An 18,483-nucleotide genomic window follows, 5' to 3' on the forward strand; every position below is an offset into this window, starting at 1 on the left:
AGGAAATGAAGTTTATGCACATAGATAGCTTTAATGATCCATACCAACATTTATGTGACATACTCGCTTACCGCAACGCGAATAACCCCGAAGGTCTTGCCTACCGATTTTTAGGGCCTGATGAGCATGAGGAATTATTAACCTCTAGGGAATTGTTTATTGAGGTTGCGAAGCTTGCTAATTTGCTCTTAGAGTATGCCAAACCAGGTAATCGGGTTATTTTAGCAGCGCAACCTGGGCTAGAGTATATTATTGGTTTTTTTGCCTGCTTGCGCGCTGGGATGATTGCGGTGCCTGTTTTTCCGCCCGCTAATCCGCAAATGACCGCTCGCTTACTACACATTATTGCCGATGCCAAACCGAGTTTGATTTTAGGCGATAAGCCTGTTGTAAGCTCACTTAAAAAAGGTCAGTTGGCGACTCGCTTTTTACCCAATCGCCTAGGTAAGCTGATGGGTTTATCAGGTGAACTCGCAAGCTTATTTGACGTCTTTAAGCAGCAGCAGTTGCCGGTGATTGCGACTAACCAGCGCAAGCACTACACCACGACCTTACCACCGGTAACCATCGACGCAAACACCATCGCGTTTTTGCAATACACTTCAGGGTCCACGGGTAATCCCAAAGGGGTGGTGTTAACGCATAAAAATTTATTAGCCAATATGGCGATTATAAAGCAGGCGACACGCCAAACTCCACAAAGCCATCTTTATTCTTGGTTGCCGCCTTACCATGATATGGGGTTAATAGCTGGTCTCCTAGAGCCCCTATACGCCAATATTATGACTACCTATACGTCGCCACAGGATTTTATTAGGGATCCAGTCAGGTGGGTTAAGCATATATCTAAGTACCGTTGTACAATGACTGGCGGCCCTAATTTTGCCTATGAACTTTGCGCACGACGCGTCTCAGAGGCAGTGCTGGCCACCTTGGATTTAAGCTGTTTGGATGTGGCTGTCAATGGGGCTGAGCCAGTTTCAGCAAAAACTATGGCGCTATTTTATGACACGTTTAAACAGGCAGGCTTAAAGCAAAGTGCGTTATTTCCTTGCTACGGCTTAGCAGAAGCTACGTTAATGGTGTCGGCGGAAGCGGATTTTTCGCCCAAGAAAGTGATTCAGGTGGCCTTACAAGACTTAAGCGCGCATCGGGTCGTCTTAGAAGACAAATCAACCACCAGTGTGGAGTTGGTGAGCTCAGGTAAGGCCTGTGTGGATGTGCAAATTGTGGATCCTAACACCCAAACACGTTGCCAAAGCGATGAGGTGGGCGAAATCTGGGTGCATGGTGATTCAATTGCTCAAGGGTATTATCAAAATGAAAAAGAAACCTACAAGATTTTTAAAAATCAAATTAAAGACAGCAATGAGCCGAAGGAGTACCTCAAGACCGGCGATTTAGGTTTTTTTCATGATAACCATTTATTCGTTTGTGGACGCGTTAAAGATTTAATCATCATCAACGGCCAAAATTATTACCCTCAAGATCTAGAAAAAGTGGTCACCCATGCTAATGCCCACATTAAAAAAGGCAATGTCATTGCTTTTGCGAAACCTGGACAAGTCACCGAGCGCTTAGTGATTGTGGCCGAATTAAAAGGACCGGCCGATGAGGAGGTGTATCAAGCCATCATTACCGACATACAAAAAGCGCTATCAGCGGCGTTCCACCTCACTGCGCAATTTATTTATTTAATGCCTAAGCGCAGCATTCCTAAAACCACCAGTGGCAAATTACAGCGGCGTAAGTGTGCGGAATTAATTGCCGATGACAAAATAAAAGCACTTTTTGCTTATTGTGCTGCAGAGGACAGCCAGCCCGTCACTGATCAACAAGCCAATGCCACTTGGCTGCAAGCACTCTTAAGTACCCCTGAAGTGCTGCGACAAGACAAACTTATCGCTGAGCTACAACAGTTGCTAGCCCAAGTGCTTAATCTACCGAACGCACACAACATTGATCCTAAAATGAATCTTTTTGAGTTAGGGATTGATTCGCTGCAGCTCGGTGAGCTATTAACTAAACTCAATGCTAAGCTTCACAGCCTTTGTAATTTAAATGCAGCGTTAATTCTTGATAACCCAACCATTCTACATTTAGCCGATGTTATTGAAAAAGCTGTTAAAAAACTAGACTATAATGAAATTGAGCAAATATTATCTAAGCATTCACTAGCTAGCCAATTTGAGTACTCAACTTTTTACCCTATGACGGATAGACAACTCAATTTCTATTTAAGCGATAAGTTAGCACCTAGTAAAGGTGCTTATAATATTGCAGTTGCCGTAAAATTAAATTTTAAAATTGACCTTTCTAAACTTAAAAGTACGCTATTAAAACTCATTACAGCCCATTCAGTATTTAAATCTAAAGTTAAGCTGCAAAATGATAAATTATATGTTAATGAAGAAGGTAAAGCGCTTTCTCTTGCGCAATTTTTTATAAATATAAAATGCGAGGACAAAGAACTTAACTCCTTATTTAATCAATACACCATTGAGCCCTTCGAAACTGAGCAGGGGCTTTTATTTAGAATTATATTGATTGAATGCCAAGGGAATTATTATTTACAATTAGTAGCGCACCACTTAATTGCTGATGGGATATCATTAAAGCTATTTGTAGAGCAATTTTTACGGCTTTATCATCAAAATAAACTTAGCAGAGCGCACCAATATGCAGAATTTGCTTCTTGGCTTAAACAATATAAATCATTGCCGCAATATAATCAGGCTCAAGTCTATTGGAATAATTTAATTGAGCATGCGTCTTCTAAGAGTTATTTAAATCAGCCAAAGGGATGGGATATTGCCTTAAATCAAGATGAAATTAATTATGAGCAAAGCGAGCAAATTAAGCAATTTTGTCGAGCACATCATATTAGTGTGCAAAATTTATTAATGTATAGTTATTATTTAGTGCTAAGCAGGAAACTTGCAACGACCCAATTAACGATAGGAACTTTATTTTCTGGACGAATCTCTGAGCGTTGGCAAAATACTTTGGGGGTCTTTGTAAATCTATTACCAGTGGTATTTAATTACACATCCTACCCAGATGTTTTACAAGGTATTAAGAATTTACAAAAGCAAATTATTCATTCTGGCGAATATGCTGATTATACCCAGCCAAATCGTTTATTAAACAGTAAAAATAAAAAGCTTTTTGAATTTGTTTTTGTTTATCAAGTGACAAGTCAAGCAAATCAAGGCATTGACATTGTTTATAAAAACAATGGCCTAGGCCTAGATCCGTTTGTTTTAGAGGTGCGCAATGATGGCACAATAGAGCTACTTGTTAAATATAACCAAACCTTATTTTCTGCTAAGGACATTGAAAGCTTTATTAAAGAAATGAAAAACGTATGCCTAGCTATTGTCAACAATACCTTAGTGCACCAAAATTCTTTCCCCGTAGAGAAATTTGACCATTTAACATCGCCAAAAAAATCGATTGGCTTATTATCAACATTTACCATTGAACCAATTAAGCCATTTATAGAATATTGGTTTGACCAAATTGACCAGCACTATGATTTAGAAATTGGTGATTTTAATCAAGTGATTCAGAATTTAATTAATGTAAATAGCCTACTTTATAAACACAAAGTTAACTTTCTTTTTATTTCTCTTTATGATTGGTTTAAGGATAAATTAGATGAAAGCATAATCACTGATTTAATCAATGCGCTTGAGTTTTATGCACACAATACTACCTATCCCATTTTCTTAATGTTTACCCCACCGCCGCCAGATTTAACAGCAGAGATAAATTTTAATGACATGGAATTAACGGTGCAAAATCATTTTAAACAAGTTGGAACTGTTTATGTTAAAACCCATGCTGATTTCTTAAGTGTTTCTGCAGTCGCTAATTATTTTGACCAGTTAACTTACCAGCAGGGCAGCATACCCTATACCCAAGAACTATATCTGGCTTTAGCTACCTATTCGGTAAGGCAATTACACTGCCTACAACGAGCCCCTAAAAAAGTGATTGTGATTGATTGTGATAATACTTTATGGGAAGGAGAAATTGGCGAAGTAAGTTTTAAAGGAATAAAAATTAATCCTAATCATTTGCAATTACAAGCTAAGCTAAAAGAGTTAAGATCAAATGGATTTTTATTGGCATTAAGCAGTAAAAATACCTTAGAGGATGTGCAGTTAGCGTTTGAAAAGCGCAAGGAAATGGTTCTTAAATGGAGCGATATTGTACTTGCTAAGGTTGATTGGAATAATAAAGCAACTAACATTCTAGCTATAGCCGAGGCGCTTAATCTAAGCTTAAATTCATTTATTTTTATTGATGATAATCCCTTGGAGTGCCATGCCGTAAAAACTGCTCTTCCGGACGTTGAGGTTATCCAATTTCCTAAAGAACAAGCTGATATTAAACAGTTTTTAGCGAATATTTGGAGCTTTGATTTACCTAAAAAAACCAAAGAAGATTCATTAAGAACTGAATTTTATAACCAAGAGAAATACCGAGAGAGTATTAAAAAATCTGCACTTAATCTTAATGAGTTTATTAAGCAGCTTAATTTACAAATTAATATTGCTCCTTTAAAACAAGAAGATATTTCTCGAGTTTCTCAGTTATCTATGAGAACAAATCAATTCAATACAACGACTATCCGGCGTGATGAAAGTCAAATTATTGATTTTGTAAAACAAGAAAATTCAAATATATATACTGTGAGTGTTGCAGATAAGTTTGGAGATTATGGGTTAGTCGGTGTTCTCATGATTTATTGGCTTAAAGACCGTCTAGTGGTAGACAGCATGCTATTAAGTTGCCGCGCTTTAGGTCGTGGCGTTGAGCAACAAATGCAGCAAAAACTAATTGATTTGTGTCAGCAAAATCAAGTCAAAACGATTGAATATAAATTTATAAAAACTAAAAGAAACGATCCGGCGCAGCAATTTTTAGATTCTATCTATACTAAACTAAATTTGGATAATTATTTAGTTATTTTAAGTTGAGGATCAGGATGATGGAAAAAAATTTTTCGGATTTACAAAAAATGTCTCCCGCGGAGTTACTCCAAGAGATTCAAAAGCGTAAAACGAATAAAGTGAATGAGTTAGTCACTGACAATGAATTCGAACAATTTTTAATTGATTTATGGCAATCCTATTTTCCAGACAGTCATTTTGATACACACACTGATTTTTTTTCTCTTGGCGGGACGTCATTGCAAGCGGTCATGTTCTTATCAAAAATTAAGAGCAAATATAATATTGAATTTGACTTAATTGACATGTTTAAAGCCACAACAATTGCAGCGCAAGCTAAGTTAATTAAGGATACTTTAGATAATCATAAAGAAGAGGGTAAGTCCTTTGATTACCAAGCAGATATTAATTTAATAAAGCAAATTAATTTGAGCAGTGACATTAAACCTGTTTCGAATAAATTAGATAATATTTTGCTAACTGGTGCTTCTGGGTTTTTAGGTATTCATTTGCTTAAAGAATTGCTAACCAACACAGACGCAGTTATTTTTTGTATTATGCGTGCAACATCGAAAGAGGAGGGCTTAGCTCGATTATTAAAAATTGCTAAAGCTAATAAAATTACTTTGACTACGGCTGAGCAATGTAGAATTCAGTGTTTATGCGGCGACATAGCTCAAAAAAATTTAGGGTTATCGGAACCTGATCTGACATATGTAACCGAATGTTGCGATTTAATTATTCATTCTGCAGCCGCTGTGAACTTTGTTTATCCTTATGAGCGCTTGCGTGAAACGAATGTGTTAAGCCTTATTGAGTTAATTAAAATCGCCGCAACCTATAAATTAAAATCCATTCATTTAATATCAACCATTGGCGTATTTAATAATCAGTTTAATTCTTTAAATAAAATTAATGAAAATACACCCTTATTAGAATCAGCGCATCTTAATGGTTATTTTCAGTCAAAATGGGTAATTGAAAAGATAAGTGAGATTGCCAAAGAAAAGGGATTACCGATAGCAATTTATAGACCAAGTGGTATTACCATTAACTCTAAAACGAAAGCTCTAGGCTCAGAGGATCTAACGTATCAACTCATGAAATTATCGATGAAAATGGGTGCCTTTGCCGATTTAAATACTATCATTGATGTAGTGCCTGTAGATTATGTAGCCGAAGCTATCACTAAACTCGTAGCTAATCATCCTTTTCAAAGTAATATTTATCATCTCACCTCAGGGGAGGCGTTAAGTAGTAAAGAGTTGATTAATCAATTACCTAAATCAAAATTTATTAAAATATTATCTTATAAAGAGTATATCGAGCAGGCGAATAAGTTAGTGGCTAATACTGAGGATAAAGAATTACAAAGATTAGGAACCTTATTGATTAGTCATTTAGTTGTTAATTCTAATGCCACCGATAATCTCCCTACATTTAATTCCACTTTTACCGACTCTTTATTAAACTTAAAGAAAAAGCCTAAGCTTAAAGATACGTTATTATTAATTATGAAGGCTGCAAGTTAGAATCAGAGAGAAGATGTTGGGCTGCACTTCGTTTAGCCCAACTTACTTTTAACAGTTAAATGTTGGGTTTTTATCTGTAGTTTGATCTACTATCTCATGTTGGTTTAACTTAAAAGTTTCTTTTATAAATTGTATTCGACGAGCTAAGGATCCCGTAGGGTTTATCAAGGTAATATCATGGAGTTCATTAACTGCTTCTTGTAGAGTATTAAGCTGTCCACTATCAATTTTATTAACTAATTTGGTAACTTCTTTACAGTGATGTCGATTTAAGTGGCCAGAAAAAAACCGCTTAATCCAGGAATCATCTTTTGTATAATCAATCAATAGTGCTTTTAATTGATCCAATGGATTTTGGCTTGAGCACGCATGTATTTTTATTTCATAAGAGCTAGGTATTTTAAGATGGTTAATTAAAATATTTTTGATATTAAGTTTTGTAGAATCAGATAAGCAATCTGAAATTATTTTATTTATACAAGGTAAAGAGGGTTGGGTTATTGAATTTAAATTCAATAACCATTGCACCACATTTTCATCATTATCAAACGCAGCCCTTGCTAAGGCTTTATCTATTCCTTCTTGAGACGGCATAAGTTGATAGGGTTGGTCACATAAGAATTCAATTAAATCTTTATGCTTACTTATTACGGCTGAATACAATGCTTTATCGATTCCTTTCTGTGAGGGGGAGTGAGTAAGCAATTTTTTGATTATAGCCTGGCAATTGTGAAACCCAGCTGTAGACAGCGCGTCATCAATTCCTTGCTGTGAAGGCTTATATTTAGTGGAGGCCAGCAAAATTGCTAAGATTGTCTGTTTATCCTGCGATGCTGCTGTATTTAATGCTTTATCGATTCCTTTCTGTGAGAGCTTGTTCGCAGGCAATAGTGTCAGTAAAAGGTTAACAGTTGCAGCTTGATCATTTAATATTGCTGATGATAATGCTTCATCGAATCCGTGTTGAGAAGGTTGCATCGGCAAGGATTGGGTAAGAATCCATTCAATTAAAATTTGCTGGCCATAAAAGGCAGCTGAGGCTAGAGCTTCATCTATTCCCTGCTGCGAGGGCTTAATTTCACTTTGTGCAAAGCAAAGCTCAAACAAAGCTTGTGAGCCATTTATAGCAGCTATCCTTAGTAATCTATTCAATCGGATTTGTAGAACATGAAGCTCTGTATCTTGAGCAAGCAATTGTGTAACACGATTGCAATGCTCTTGAATAGCTTCTAATTCTAGAACTTTGCCTATCATTTGTTGTGAGGGTTTAAGCTTAGATGATTTTGCCAACAAAATATTAAAAATAGTCTGATTATCGGTTAACGCGCCTTGCTCTAGTAGATTATCGATAGCCTGTTGCGAAGGTCGTAACTCGGAAATTGGTGTTAGTAAAAGAGAAATAATTGGACAATTAGAATAATTGAAATTTTCTCCTAATAATTTTAGTGTATTGTCAATAATCTGTTGTGATAATTTAGGCTCAGAGGGCTGGATAAGAAATAACTGAACAATTCCTTTGTGACCTCTTTGTGCAGCAGCTGTAAAACCATTATCTATATCTTGCTGAGATGGATTGAAAATGGATAAATCTGCAAGAAAAAATTCAACGATGGGCTGATGGCCATTTTCGGAAGCTAAAACAAAGGCTTTGTTTTTTGCTAGAGACGATACTTTAGGCGCTGATGAGTGTTTTAATAATAGCTTAACCATATTTAGATGGCCATGATTTGCAGCGCGCACAAGTGCCTCATCTACTCCTGGCTGCTCTGGTAGGTTAGATGCAGATAAACGCTTAAGAAGTAAGTTAACCGCTCTTCGATGGTTAGCTTCCGCAGCCATCGCTAACGCATTATTTATCCCTTTCGGGGAAGGCTTGTTTTTAGAAAGTGTAAGTAATAGCTTAATTATGGCCTGATGACCTCTCCAAGCAGCCTCAGATAACGCTATATCTATACTTTCTTGTGAAAAAATTATTTCCGGTGAGGTAAGTAATAATTTAGCGATATCCTTATGGTTTTTTCTCGCAGCTGAAAACAGTACTTCCCTTATTACACCTTGCGATGGTTTAGGATCTGACAAATGGGTAAATATTAAATTAACTATTTTTTGATATCCTCGACGTGAGCCTAATAATACTGTTTCATCTAGGCACTCCTGTGAGAATTTGAAATGGGGAGAAGCGGCTAATATTATATTAACTATAGTGTATTGTTCGTTATCTACTGCTACTCTTAATGCACTTTCTACTCCCTGCTGTGAAGGGCTTGGGCTAAATTCCGCAGTTAATATGTTTTGTACAAGCTTCTTATTATTTAGCTTTATAGCCGTGTTTAGAGCAATGTCAGAATCACTCGCATCAGTCGGTAACTCAATCATTTCATTTTGTGGTTGGCGGCAGATGATTGCCCATTCTATAATCGATAAGCCCAGACTGTTTTTAATTTCTTCATTAATATACAACTTATTTAAAGTAGATTGATTATTTCCTTGGTGTATAGCATAAAGAAGAGAAAAGCCATTTTTCGTTTTTAATTTTAAACTCCTTAAAGCTAAATCTTCTTCATCTATAATTTTTCCCTCTAATGCTTTGCAAAATAATTTTTGCTCTTCTTTTGCAAGCTGACCAAATTGTGTTTGATAAAGTTGCCAAAATTGTTCAACAGCAGTGTATTTAGGATTGTGTAAAATGTTAGGAAAATATTGCCTTATTTTTTTAGTCCACAACTCTTTATTTTTAAATAATTGCTCAAGCCCTGTATCGGTTTGCTCTAAATGAGTACTAAGCTCAGGAAATAATTCTTCAATTTCTGCTCGGGACGGTAGGGATGTAGGTTTAGGCATTATAAATTACAAATTGTTTTTTTAATTTCGCCTACTATATCAAGTAGTAAAAAAAAATGTAATTATTTTGGTCTTCAATTATATAATTGGATCATAATAAATATTAACTTGTTGATCTTTTATAAACTTAAGAATAAAAACCTATATATCTTAGGGTGAGAAGATCTTAAAAAGTTAAGCATTCAGCTTGCAGCGCCGTGCGGCCTATAAGAGAGGATGAGGGAGTAAGGGAGAAATGATAAGTGTTTGAATGGTGGCTATGGGTAGACTCGAACTACCGACCTCAGCATTATGAGTGCCGCGCTCTAACCGGCTGAGCTACATAGCCACAAGAGGCGTGATTTTGGCTTTTTATAGGCGTTATGTCAATAGTGTGTAAGCAAATTTTTAAAAAGATACAGTAATGAAAAAAATAAACCTCCATAATGGAGGTTTATTTAAAGCAAGGCACATGTTTTTTTATATTAATTAAATAATTAATAAGAAGAGGGCACCAGGTCCACGCAATACTTGTACTAATAGGCGTTGCTTTTGTTGTTGGGCAACAGTTTGTAGTGTTTTCACATTTGGTGTGGTTAGTTTATTGGCTGAAACAATTACATCGCCTGGCCTTAAGCCAGCGCGCCAACCTGCACTATTTTCTGAAGCACCGACTACTTGAACGCCAATAATATTACCATGGGTAGGGGAATCTTGTTCAAAGTTTCTTAATGCGAGCCCATATAGAAAAGGATTACTTGCTTGCAGTCTTTGTTCATGTTTTTTGATATCAGTGACTACTGCATTTAATGTCATTTCTTTGCCATCTCGCAAAACATTGATTTTAGCATCACTACCAACGCGTAAGAGGCTAATGGTTGTTTTTACTTGGGTTGCTTGCGTAATTTTAGTGTTATTAATTTGTGTAATAATATCACCTGGTTTTAAACCGGCTTTTTCAGCAGGAGAGCCTTCATTAACTTGAGAGACCAAAGCACCTTGAAAATCTTCATTGTAACCCATCGCTTGAGCTAATTCTGGCGTTAAATGTTGCACAAAAATGCCCATTAATCCACGATGAATAGAACCAAACTTAAGAAGTTGCATAACAACGTCTTTAGCCATATTAATGGGTATAGCAAAGCCAATACCAACATTACCACCATAAGGAGAAATGATTGCGGTATTAATACCTATTAATTCACCTTTGGCATTCACTAAGGCACCACCTGAATTACCAGGATTGATAGCGGCATCAGTTTGGATAAAGTTTTCAACGCCTTCAATATTTAAATCACTGCGTTTCATAGCGCTAATAATACCAAACGTAGCTGATTGGCTATTACCAAAGCTATTTAAGCCAAAAGGATTGCCGATAGCAACGACAAAATCACCAACCTCGGCTTTATCAGAGTCACCTATGGGTAGGCTTTTAAGATTTTTTGCATCTACCTTTAAAACAGCTAAATCGGTTTCACTATCGCTACCAATTAATTTAGCTTTTAAGCGGCGGCCATCATTTAAGGTTACAGTAATTAAATTAGCATTGCGGATTACGTGATCATTGGTAATAATAACGCCATTATTAGGATCAATAATTACACCTGAACCTATACTTTGAAATTTTCTAGGTTTTTCGGGCATGAGCTGCTGGTTTTCTGGTGGGCTATTATTATTACCGCCCTCATTATCTTCTTCTTCAGTATTAGCAGCAGGCGTTTGAATAATTCCTTGTACCGCGATATTCACAATAGCAGGCATAGCATTTTTAAGCACTGGTGCTAAAGAAGGGATTGATTGCGAAGCAGGAACTTCAACTAAAGGTGCTTCAGCAAAGAGCGATAAAGGAAGTAAGTTCAATGCAATAGAACTTATTAAAAGTGGGAGATAACGTTGCATAGATTTAATCCTAGTTATTTGTTAACCAAATTAGTGTAACTATTCTACCTGTTTGTGCTTCTCGACGATAGGAATAGAAGTCATTTTTCTGTTCAAAAGTGCATAAATGTGACTGATAAACCCTAGAAACGGCTAATTTTTTAAGAACTTCCTCAGCAATACCTGGGATATCGCTAAGCCATTTTTGACCATAACGCTTAAAAAATGGCGTAGAAAATGGATAAGTTGCTTTATAAGTTTCGTAAACCTCATCACCTACTTCATAGCATTTAGAGCAAATAGATGGGCCAATCCAAGCACATAAATCACTTGGCAAGCTTGTCATTTGGGTTAGCGTGTTTTCTATAATACCATTCACTAGTCCACGCCAACCAGCATGAATAGCAGCAATCTCTGTTCCTTGTTTATTACAAAGCAAAATAGGCAAACAATCAGCAGTCATAATAGCTAAAACACGATTAGCAGTTCTAGTGATGGATGCATCGGCTTGGCGTAAGGTTGTATTTTCTATAGTGACACAAGTTGTGCTATGAGTTTGTTCTAGCCATTCAGGCTCGTTAGGCAAGGTAGCACTTAAAGCGCTACGATTGGCTTTAACATGATTAGGATCATCACCTACATGCAGCCCTAAATTGTTACTAGCATACAGACCTTCACTAAAACCGCCATGACGTTGGGTGGTGAAGGCAGATATGTTTGAAGGCGCCGCCCAATTGGGATAAGTATTAGTGAGCATAATTATCCAATAAAATTAAAAGTTGTTGAAAATCATCAGGCAAAGGTGCTTTTAAAGTCAAGGGTTGCTGATTAGTTGGATGGGTTAATGTTAGAGTGTGTGCATGTAGCGCTTGGCGTTTAAATTGCTGCAGCGTTAAAAGCAGCTCAGCACTTGCTTCCTTTGGCATACGCATGCGACCGCCATAAAGCGGATCACCAACAATAGGGTGATTGATATAGGCCATATGAACTCTAATTTGGTGTGTTCTGCCGGTAAGAAGCTCTACATCCAATAACGTGTAAACCTGATACTGTTTTGCCACAGTAAAACGGGTAACTGCTTGTTTACCTTGCTCGCATACTGCCATTTTTAAGCGATTACGGGGATGGCGGCCGTATAAAGTATCTATCTCTTCACCCGCAATAACATGGCCTTGAACTAAGGCTAAATAACGACGTTTAATTTGCCGTGCTTGCATTTGTCTTACTAAATAAGTGTGAGCTGTAAGCGTTTTAGCAATAAGGAGTAAGCCTGTTGTATCTTTATCTAGTCGATGGACAATACCTGCACGTGGTAAGCATTCTAAGGGAGGATGATAATGCAAGAGGGCGTTAACTAAAGTATGCGTCGGATTACCTGCGCCTGGATGAACGACAAAACCTGCAGGCTTATTAATGACAATAAGGTCTTCATCCTCAAAGATAATAGTTAAGGGAATGGCTTCAGGTTGAATATGTTCTAGTTTCGTGTCAAGGAAATCGAGATTAACATCAAAATCGATAAATTCACCACCAAGAATTTTATCTTTGGGCTTTAGTTGATGGTGATTTACTTTAATTTTACCTTCTTTTAACCACTGGCTCAATTGTGAGCGTGAGTAATCAGGGTATAATTGGGCAAGGACAACGTCAATGCGCTGCCCATGCATTTCTTTCGGAATACTAGTCATATTAAGCGGTTACACATGCCTCTTCTTCATAACGAGCGCGCAGCGAATTAGGTAGTGCCTCAGTAATTACTACCGATACAAATTGACCAATAAGCTCGGCCGGCCCGTCAAAATTAACGACTCGATTACATTCAGTTCTTCCAGCCACCTGGGCGGCATTTTTCTTAGATTGACCTGTTACCAGTACGCGCTGCCTACTACCAACCATCGACTGGCTATAACGAGATGCATTTAAAGCTAGTCTATTTTGTAAAATTTGCAAACGTTGTTTTTTAACTTCCATTGGAATTTCGTCATGGAGGTTTGCTGCTGGCGTACCAGGACGAGGGCTATAAATAAAGCTAAACGAGGTATCAAACCCTATTTCATGCACTAAATCCATTGTATCTTGGAAGTCTTTGTCTGTTTCACCAGGAAAGCCAACAATAATGTCAGTAGATAAACGAATATCAGGCCGCACTTTACGCAGTTTACGTATTTTAGATTTATATTCTAAAGCGGTATAACCACGCTTCATTAATGATAAAATCCTGTCTGAACCACTTTGTACTGGTAAATGCAGGTGATTAGCAAGTTCTGGTACTTCTGCAAAGGCATTAATTAAATTATCAGAAAAAGCGAGTGGATGAGACGTGGTAAAACGTATTCGGCCTATGCCTTTAATGGCGGCAAGATAGTGAATTAAAATTGCCAAATCAGCAATATCACCATTTTCCATCTGGCCACGGTAATCATTAACATTTTGTCCTAACAAATTAATTTCTCGCACACCTTGCAAAGCGAGCTGATAGCATTCTGCTAATACGTCATCAAAAGGTCGGCTAATTTCTTCGCCACGTGTATAGGGAACAACGCAATAACTGCAATATTTACTACAGCCTTCCATAATAGACACAAATGCAACAGGTCCTTCAGCACGTGGAGCTGGTAGATGATCAAATTTTTCGATTTCAGGAAAGCTGATATCAACGACGGGTTTTTTTGATTTAAGGCGCTCTTCTAATAAAGCAGGAAGGCGATGTAAAGTCTGGGGCCCAAAAACTAAATCCACAAAAGGCGCACGTTTGATGATATCACCACCTTCTTGGCTAGCTACACAGCCGCCAACACCAATAATGACATTTGGCTTAGCCTTTTTAAATTCTCGCCACTGACCAAGTTGAGAAAAAACCTTTTCTTGCGCCTTTTCTCTAATGGAACACGTGTTTAAGAGTATCACATCTGCTTCTTCTACCTTATCTGTTTTCTCTAAACCATGTGAATGTAATAAGACTTCTGCCATTTTTGATGAGTCATATTCATTCATTTGGCAACCATTGGTTTTAATAAAAAGTTTTTTAGACATAGTTTCTCTACTAATTGCTTTATTAATCTAATGTTCGTGATGGATATTATGGCAGTATGTTTCTTTAATCCGTGGCAAAATAAGTAGGGCAATTAACATACCAAGCGGTAAAATACTAAGAGCTAGATAATAGGCTTCTAGAGGATAAACCCTAACTTTATCGACTAGTTGACCTTGCCACATCTTATCTAAAATTAAACCGACAAAGGGTTGGGCAAGCGCAATGCCTATCATATTCATCATATTCATGAAGCTTAAGCCCGTTGCCACATATTGTCTGCTGCATAATTCTTTTGCAATAGCAAAAGCTGGCAGAAAGCCTGCAGAAAAAATGCCAAATAATAACAATAGCAAGTGCATTAAAAAGCCCGAACTAATCGGTGCATAAATAAATAACAAGCTAGTCGCTAAAGCGCCTATACTGCCAATATACAAAGGCGGTTTACGCAGTCCAATGCGGTTAGAATAAATCCCCCATAACGGGCTGGCAATGGCCCAGCCAATAAAAACGAAGGAAATATAATTGGCGGCTACCGCTTTTGCAAGATTCATTTTATACATTAAAAAAGGCACACCCCATAATCCACAGAAAACAGGCGTTGCCATGTACATTAATCCGCCGTATACAGCAACTAACCAGAGTTGCCTGTTTTTGATTAATTTCAATAAACTAGGCCATAAATGCTCTTCATTGTCATGTGGTATATGAGCTGTAGTTGATTGGTTTGGCGCATCTTTAGCAATTAAGAGAATAAGAATGGCTAAGAAAATACCTAATGTACCCAGAATAAACATGCTTTCCCGCCAGCCATAGGTATCTATTAACAAGGCTAAAGGTACTTCTCCGCCAATAGCACCAAGCATGCCTACTGTTACCATAATGCCTGTTAATAAAGCAAATCGATTTGCTGGAAACCAGTTGGCTGCCAACTTCATTGTACCGACGGCAGCAAACGCCGATCCAAAACCAATCATTAAGCGGGCAAAGCAGGCTGTGTAGAAACTATTGGTATAGCCAAAGGCGATAGTGCTTAAAGAACAAATTAAAGTCGCAATAGTAAGTAGGCGTTGTGGGCCAAAATAATCCATTAAAACCCCGCCAGGAAGCTGCATCGCTGCATAAGAATAAAAATAAATTCCTGATAAAAGCCCTAAGGTTTGACTGGTAACGGCAAAATCCCGCATCAATTCATTGCTCATCACACTAGGTGAGACTTGTAATAAGCATTCATAGAAATAAAAAAGACAACCTAACCCCCAAATAATCCAGGGCAGGATAGTGAATTGTTTTTTATGCGCTGATGGTGTGTCATTATAGGCCATTCTTAATAAACTCCCTCATTAATTGGTACTTGCATTCTAGATATGGCTTATTATTATTTATGTTACTTTTCAGTTAACTAACTGATAAATTATCTTTCAAAAAGAATTAAAATAATAAAATTTTATCATCTTCAGTACTTTATGTCTATTAATTACTCATTATCAAGAGTTGGTAGTCAATAATAACGCTGTAAAACAGAAAAGGCCATCAAAGATTGTTACTAACGTATTTTTCTTTTGAAGAATCATATAAAATATGGGGTGAAGTTTTTGTTAAAGGCCTAATTTAAACAAAATGGATAGGTCAGGTTTGAGAAGTAGGTTTAGGAGCAATTAGCTAGCTTAATAATTCCAATAAGGTGGGAACATGATTGTAGAAATCTTATCGAGAGCACAGTTTGGATTTAGTATAGGGTTTCATATCTTATTTCCTACTTTGAATTTGGGGTTGGCTATTTTTCTCATCATCATGGAAGCCACCTGGCTGAAAACACAAAACCCGCTTTATTTTCGAATTTGTAAATTTTGGACTAAAATTTTTGCCTTAACCTTTGGTATGGGCGTTGTCTCAGGCATTGTTTTAGCTTATCAGATAGGGACAAATTTCGGCCCTTTTATAATTCAATTTGGAAATATAGTAGGTGCTTTGTTTGCCTATGAAACCTTAACGGCGTTCTTTTTAGAGGCAGGGTTCTTAGGCGTCATGTTATTTGGGTGGAATCGAGTCCCACCTAAATTGCATTTTTTTGCGACAGTTTTTGTTGGCTTAGGTACAACAGTGTCTGCCTTTTGGATTTTATCTGCCAATTCATGGATGCAAATTCCAGCAGGTTATGAGGTGATAAACGGTAAATACGTCGTTAGCAGCTGGTGGGAAGCCGTGTTTAATCCCTTATTTATACCACGCCTACTTCATATGATTTTTGCTTCTTACACAACCACTTGTTTTGTGGTTGCTGGTGTTTCAGCTTACTTTCTATTAAAGAAAACACATATCGATGTTGCTAAAAAGTGCCTATCTTTTGCCATGTGGTCTGCTTTGATTGTTGTGCCATTACAAATAGCCATAGGGGATACAGTAGGCTTGGCAATTCATCAATATCAACCGCTTAAGACAGCGGCCATGGAAGGGGTATGGGAGACACAACGAGGCGCACCATTTGTCATTTTCGCCATTCCATCACAAGAAGAACAAAAAAATAACTATGCAATTGAAATACCGAAATTAGCAAGTCTAATCAATACGCATGAGTGGAATGGAAAAATGGTTGGCTTAAAATCAGTTAGTGTTGCTGATCAACCTAAAGTTGCCGCTGTGTTTTTCTCATTTCGCATTATGGTTGGTATTGGCCTTTTAATGTTAGCCACTGCAGTTACAGCGGCTTTTTTACGTCGAAAAGATAAGTTGTTTCAAGCCCGCTGGTTTCATCGCTGGTGTGTTATTACCGCGCCACTTGGTTTTATTGCGACAATTTGCGGTTGGTTAACTGCGGAATTTGGCCGCCAACCGTGGATTGTTTATAATCTACAGCGCACTCAAGAAGCGGTTTCGCGAGTTGGCTGGCAAGAAGTAGCAACTTCCTTTTTATTGCTTGTGTTAGTTTATATCATTATTTTTAGCTTTTATCTTTATTATTTGTTTAAAACGATTCGTCGTGGCCTAGTTATGCTTGATAAAGAAGCTGTTGATCACATGCCATTTCAATACATGTCTGAAGTTAATCCAGAAGGAGAAACCAAATAATGTTGCCATTTCTTTTTGCTGGCTTACTCGGCTTTATCATTATAATGTATGTTATCTTAGATGGCTTTGATCTGGGTATAGGAATTTTATTTCCCTTTACAGAAAGTGAAATTGAGCGCGATCAAATGATGAGTTCGGTTGCGCCAGTTTGGGATGGTAATGAAACTTGGTTAGTCTTTGGAGGTGCGATGCTTTATGGTGCCTTTCCAATGGTATATGGCTTATTACTACCTATTTTATATATGCCTCTTATGCTTATGTTAGTTGGTTTAATTTTTAGAGGTGTTAGCTTTGAATTTCGTTTCAAAGCAACCACAAGTAAGCCCCTATGGAATTGGATATTTACCATCAGTTCAATTTCAGCTGCCTTTTTTCAGGGCGTGGTTTTAGGCTGTGTCGTTCAGGGTTTTCCAATTAATGAAATGCAATTAACTATCAATGATATTAACTGGTTAAGTCCCTTTAGCTTACTTACAGGCATCGCATTAATTTGTGGTTATGGTCTGCTAGGCGCGACGTGGATGGTGATTAAGGGCCAAGGAAAATTGCAGCGCAAAATGATTCATTATGCAAAAGGCATGTTGATTTTGGTAAGTTTGTTTTTAATTATTGTAAGCATATGGACACCCTTACACAGTGAAGAGATTTTTACTCGCTGGTATAGTATGCCTAATATTTTCTTTTTAGCACCGCTGCCTATTTTGACTGGTGTTGCTATTTTAATCACATGGCTTAATTTATCAAACATCTCAGCAGGAAATGAGGTAAAACCTTTTATTGGTAGTATTATTATATTTCTTTGCGCTTATATAGGTATTGCCATCAGTATTTATCCCTATTTAATCCCTCATCAAGTAACGATTTGGGAAGCGGCCGCACCAGACTCGACACTCATTTTCATTTTAGTAGGTGTTGCAATTATGTTGCCCGTGCTGCTTGCTTATACACTTTATTCTTATCGTGTTTTTCGTGGGAAAACGGCAGAAAATTTTTATTAATTGATGTTTTCGGTATAAAGCTATGCCATAGTTGCCTGCAAAATGTGAGGTATTGATGCGGGCTTCCTAGTAAAAGATCAATTTAATATAAAAGTAATTCTTACTTACTAAACTTATGAGAGCTTGATTTTAAGTAATAACTGTTGTAAAAGCATGATTCAATTTTTATACCTAAAGCGATAGTGAACGCCAAG

Annotated in this window: 10 protein-coding genes and 1 tRNA gene; 4 read left to right on the forward strand and 7 right to left on the reverse strand. The window is 37.3% G+C overall.

The features are described from left to right. The first annotated feature begins 14 nt into the window (after positions 1 to 14). Complete coding sequence (locus DYE47_RS06385; RefSeq protein ID WP_160149861.1) at positions 15 to 4,988, forward strand: HAD-IIIC family phosphatase; 4,974 nt, start codon at positions 15 to 17, stop codon at positions 4,986 to 4,988. Between the two features lie 8 nt (positions 4,989 to 4,996). After that, positions 4,997 to 6,493, forward strand: a complete 1,497-nt coding sequence (locus DYE47_RS06390; protein ID WP_115302473.1) for a thioester reductase domain-containing protein — start codon at positions 4,997 to 4,999, stop codon at positions 6,491 to 6,493. 48 nt (positions 6,494 to 6,541) lie between these two features. Here DYE47_RS06390 and DYE47_RS06395 read toward each other — a convergent pair whose 3' ends face one another. The 7 genes from DYE47_RS06395 to DYE47_RS06425 form a co-directional block, all read right to left on the reverse strand. Beyond that, positions 6,542 to 9,334 (reverse strand): ankyrin repeat domain-containing protein, encoded by a 2,793-nt coding sequence (locus DYE47_RS06395; RefSeq protein WP_115302474.1) that lies wholly within the window; start codon positions 9,332 to 9,334, stop codon positions 6,542 to 6,544. A 251-nt stretch (positions 9,335 to 9,585) separates the two neighbouring features. Next, positions 9,586 to 9,662, reverse strand: a tRNA-Met gene (locus DYE47_RS06400). Between the two features lie 140 nt (positions 9,663 to 9,802). After that, positions 9,803 to 11,074, reverse strand: coding sequence for a Do family serine endopeptidase (locus tag DYE47_RS06405; RefSeq protein ID WP_242604187.1), 1,272 nt, complete (start codon positions 11,072 to 11,074; stop codon positions 9,803 to 9,805). Between the two features lie 148 nt (positions 11,075 to 11,222). Further along, entirely contained in the window at positions 11,223 to 11,948 is a 726-nt protein-coding gene (pgeF, locus tag DYE47_RS06410; RefSeq protein WP_115302476.1) for a peptidoglycan editing factor PgeF, read from the reverse strand. Continuing rightward, positions 11,938 to 12,879, reverse strand: coding sequence for a 23S rRNA pseudouridine(1911/1915/1917) synthase RluD (gene rluD / locus DYE47_RS06415; protein ID WP_115302477.1), 942 nt, complete (start codon positions 12,877 to 12,879; stop codon positions 11,938 to 11,940). Before rluD ends, pgeF begins: the two co-directional genes overlap by 11 nt. A gap of 1 nt (position 12,880) precedes the next feature. Beyond that, on the reverse strand, positions 12,881 to 14,224 hold the full coding sequence (gene miaB, locus DYE47_RS06420) for a tRNA (N6-isopentenyl adenosine(37)-C2)-methylthiotransferase MiaB (RefSeq protein ID WP_115302478.1): 1,344 nt from the start codon (positions 14,222 to 14,224) through the stop codon (positions 12,881 to 12,883). A gap of 27 nt (positions 14,225 to 14,251) precedes the next feature. Continuing rightward, the gene (locus DYE47_RS06425) at positions 14,252 to 15,547 is read right to left on the reverse strand and encodes an MFS transporter (protein WP_115302479.1); all 1,296 of its coding nucleotides are present in this window, start codon (positions 15,545 to 15,547) and stop codon (positions 14,252 to 14,254) included. A gap of 367 nt (positions 15,548 to 15,914) precedes the next feature. Here DYE47_RS06425 and DYE47_RS06430 point away from each other — a divergent pair, with 367 nt between their 5' ends. Together DYE47_RS06430 and cydB are read left to right on the forward strand one after the other, a co-directional pair. Then, a complete protein-coding gene (locus DYE47_RS06430) occupies positions 15,915 to 17,291 on the forward strand; it encodes a cytochrome ubiquinol oxidase subunit I (protein ID WP_115302480.1) in 1,377 nt (458 codons plus the stop codon). Then, positions 17,291 to 18,289: a cytochrome d ubiquinol oxidase subunit II gene (gene cydB, locus DYE47_RS06435; RefSeq protein WP_115302481.1), complete on the forward strand. Its 999-nt coding sequence runs from the start codon at positions 17,291 to 17,293 to the stop codon at positions 18,287 to 18,289. Before DYE47_RS06430 ends, cydB begins: the two co-directional genes overlap by 1 nt. Positions 18,290 to 18,483 lie beyond the last annotated feature (194 nt).

The organism is Legionella beliardensis (assembly GCF_900452395.1).
In the GTDB taxonomy this organism is placed as follows: domain Bacteria; phylum Pseudomonadota; class Gammaproteobacteria; order Legionellales; family Legionellaceae; genus Legionella_C; species Legionella_C beliardensis.

What these genes read in the sequence shown, in the direction of transcription:
- DYE47_RS06385 (WP_160149861.1), top strand. Translation starts at nt 15, where the DNA reads ATGCACATAGATAGCTTTAATGATCCATACCAACATTTATGTGACATA.
- DYE47_RS06390 (WP_115302473.1), top strand. Translation starts at nt 4,997, where the DNA reads ATGATGGAAAAAAATTTTTCGGATTTACAAAAAATGTCTCCCGCGGAG.
- DYE47_RS06395 (WP_115302474.1), bottom strand. Translation starts at nt 9,334, where the DNA reads ATGCCTAAACCTACATCCCTACCGTCCCGAGCAGAAATTGAAGAATTA.
- DYE47_RS06405 (WP_242604187.1), bottom strand. Translation starts at nt 11,074, where the DNA reads ATGCCTGCTATTGTGAATATCGCGGTACAAGGAATTATTCAAACGCCT.
- pgeF (WP_115302476.1), bottom strand. Translation starts at nt 11,948, where the DNA reads ATGCTCACTAATACTTATCCCAATTGGGCGGCGCCTTCAAACATATCT.
- rluD (WP_115302477.1), bottom strand. Translation starts at nt 12,879, where the DNA reads ATGACTAGTATTCCGAAAGAAATGCATGGGCAGCGCATTGACGTTGTC.
- miaB (WP_115302478.1), bottom strand. Translation starts at nt 14,224, where the DNA reads ATGTCTAAAAAACTTTTTATTAAAACCAATGGTTGCCAAATGAATGAA.
- DYE47_RS06425 (WP_115302479.1), bottom strand. Translation starts at nt 15,547, where the DNA reads ATGGCCTATAATGACACACCATCAGCGCATAAAAAACAATTCACTATC.
- DYE47_RS06430 (WP_115302480.1), top strand. Translation starts at nt 15,915, where the DNA reads ATGATTGTAGAAATCTTATCGAGAGCACAGTTTGGATTTAGTATAGGG.
- cydB (WP_115302481.1), top strand. Translation starts at nt 17,291, where the DNA reads ATGTTGCCATTTCTTTTTGCTGGCTTACTCGGCTTTATCATTATAATG.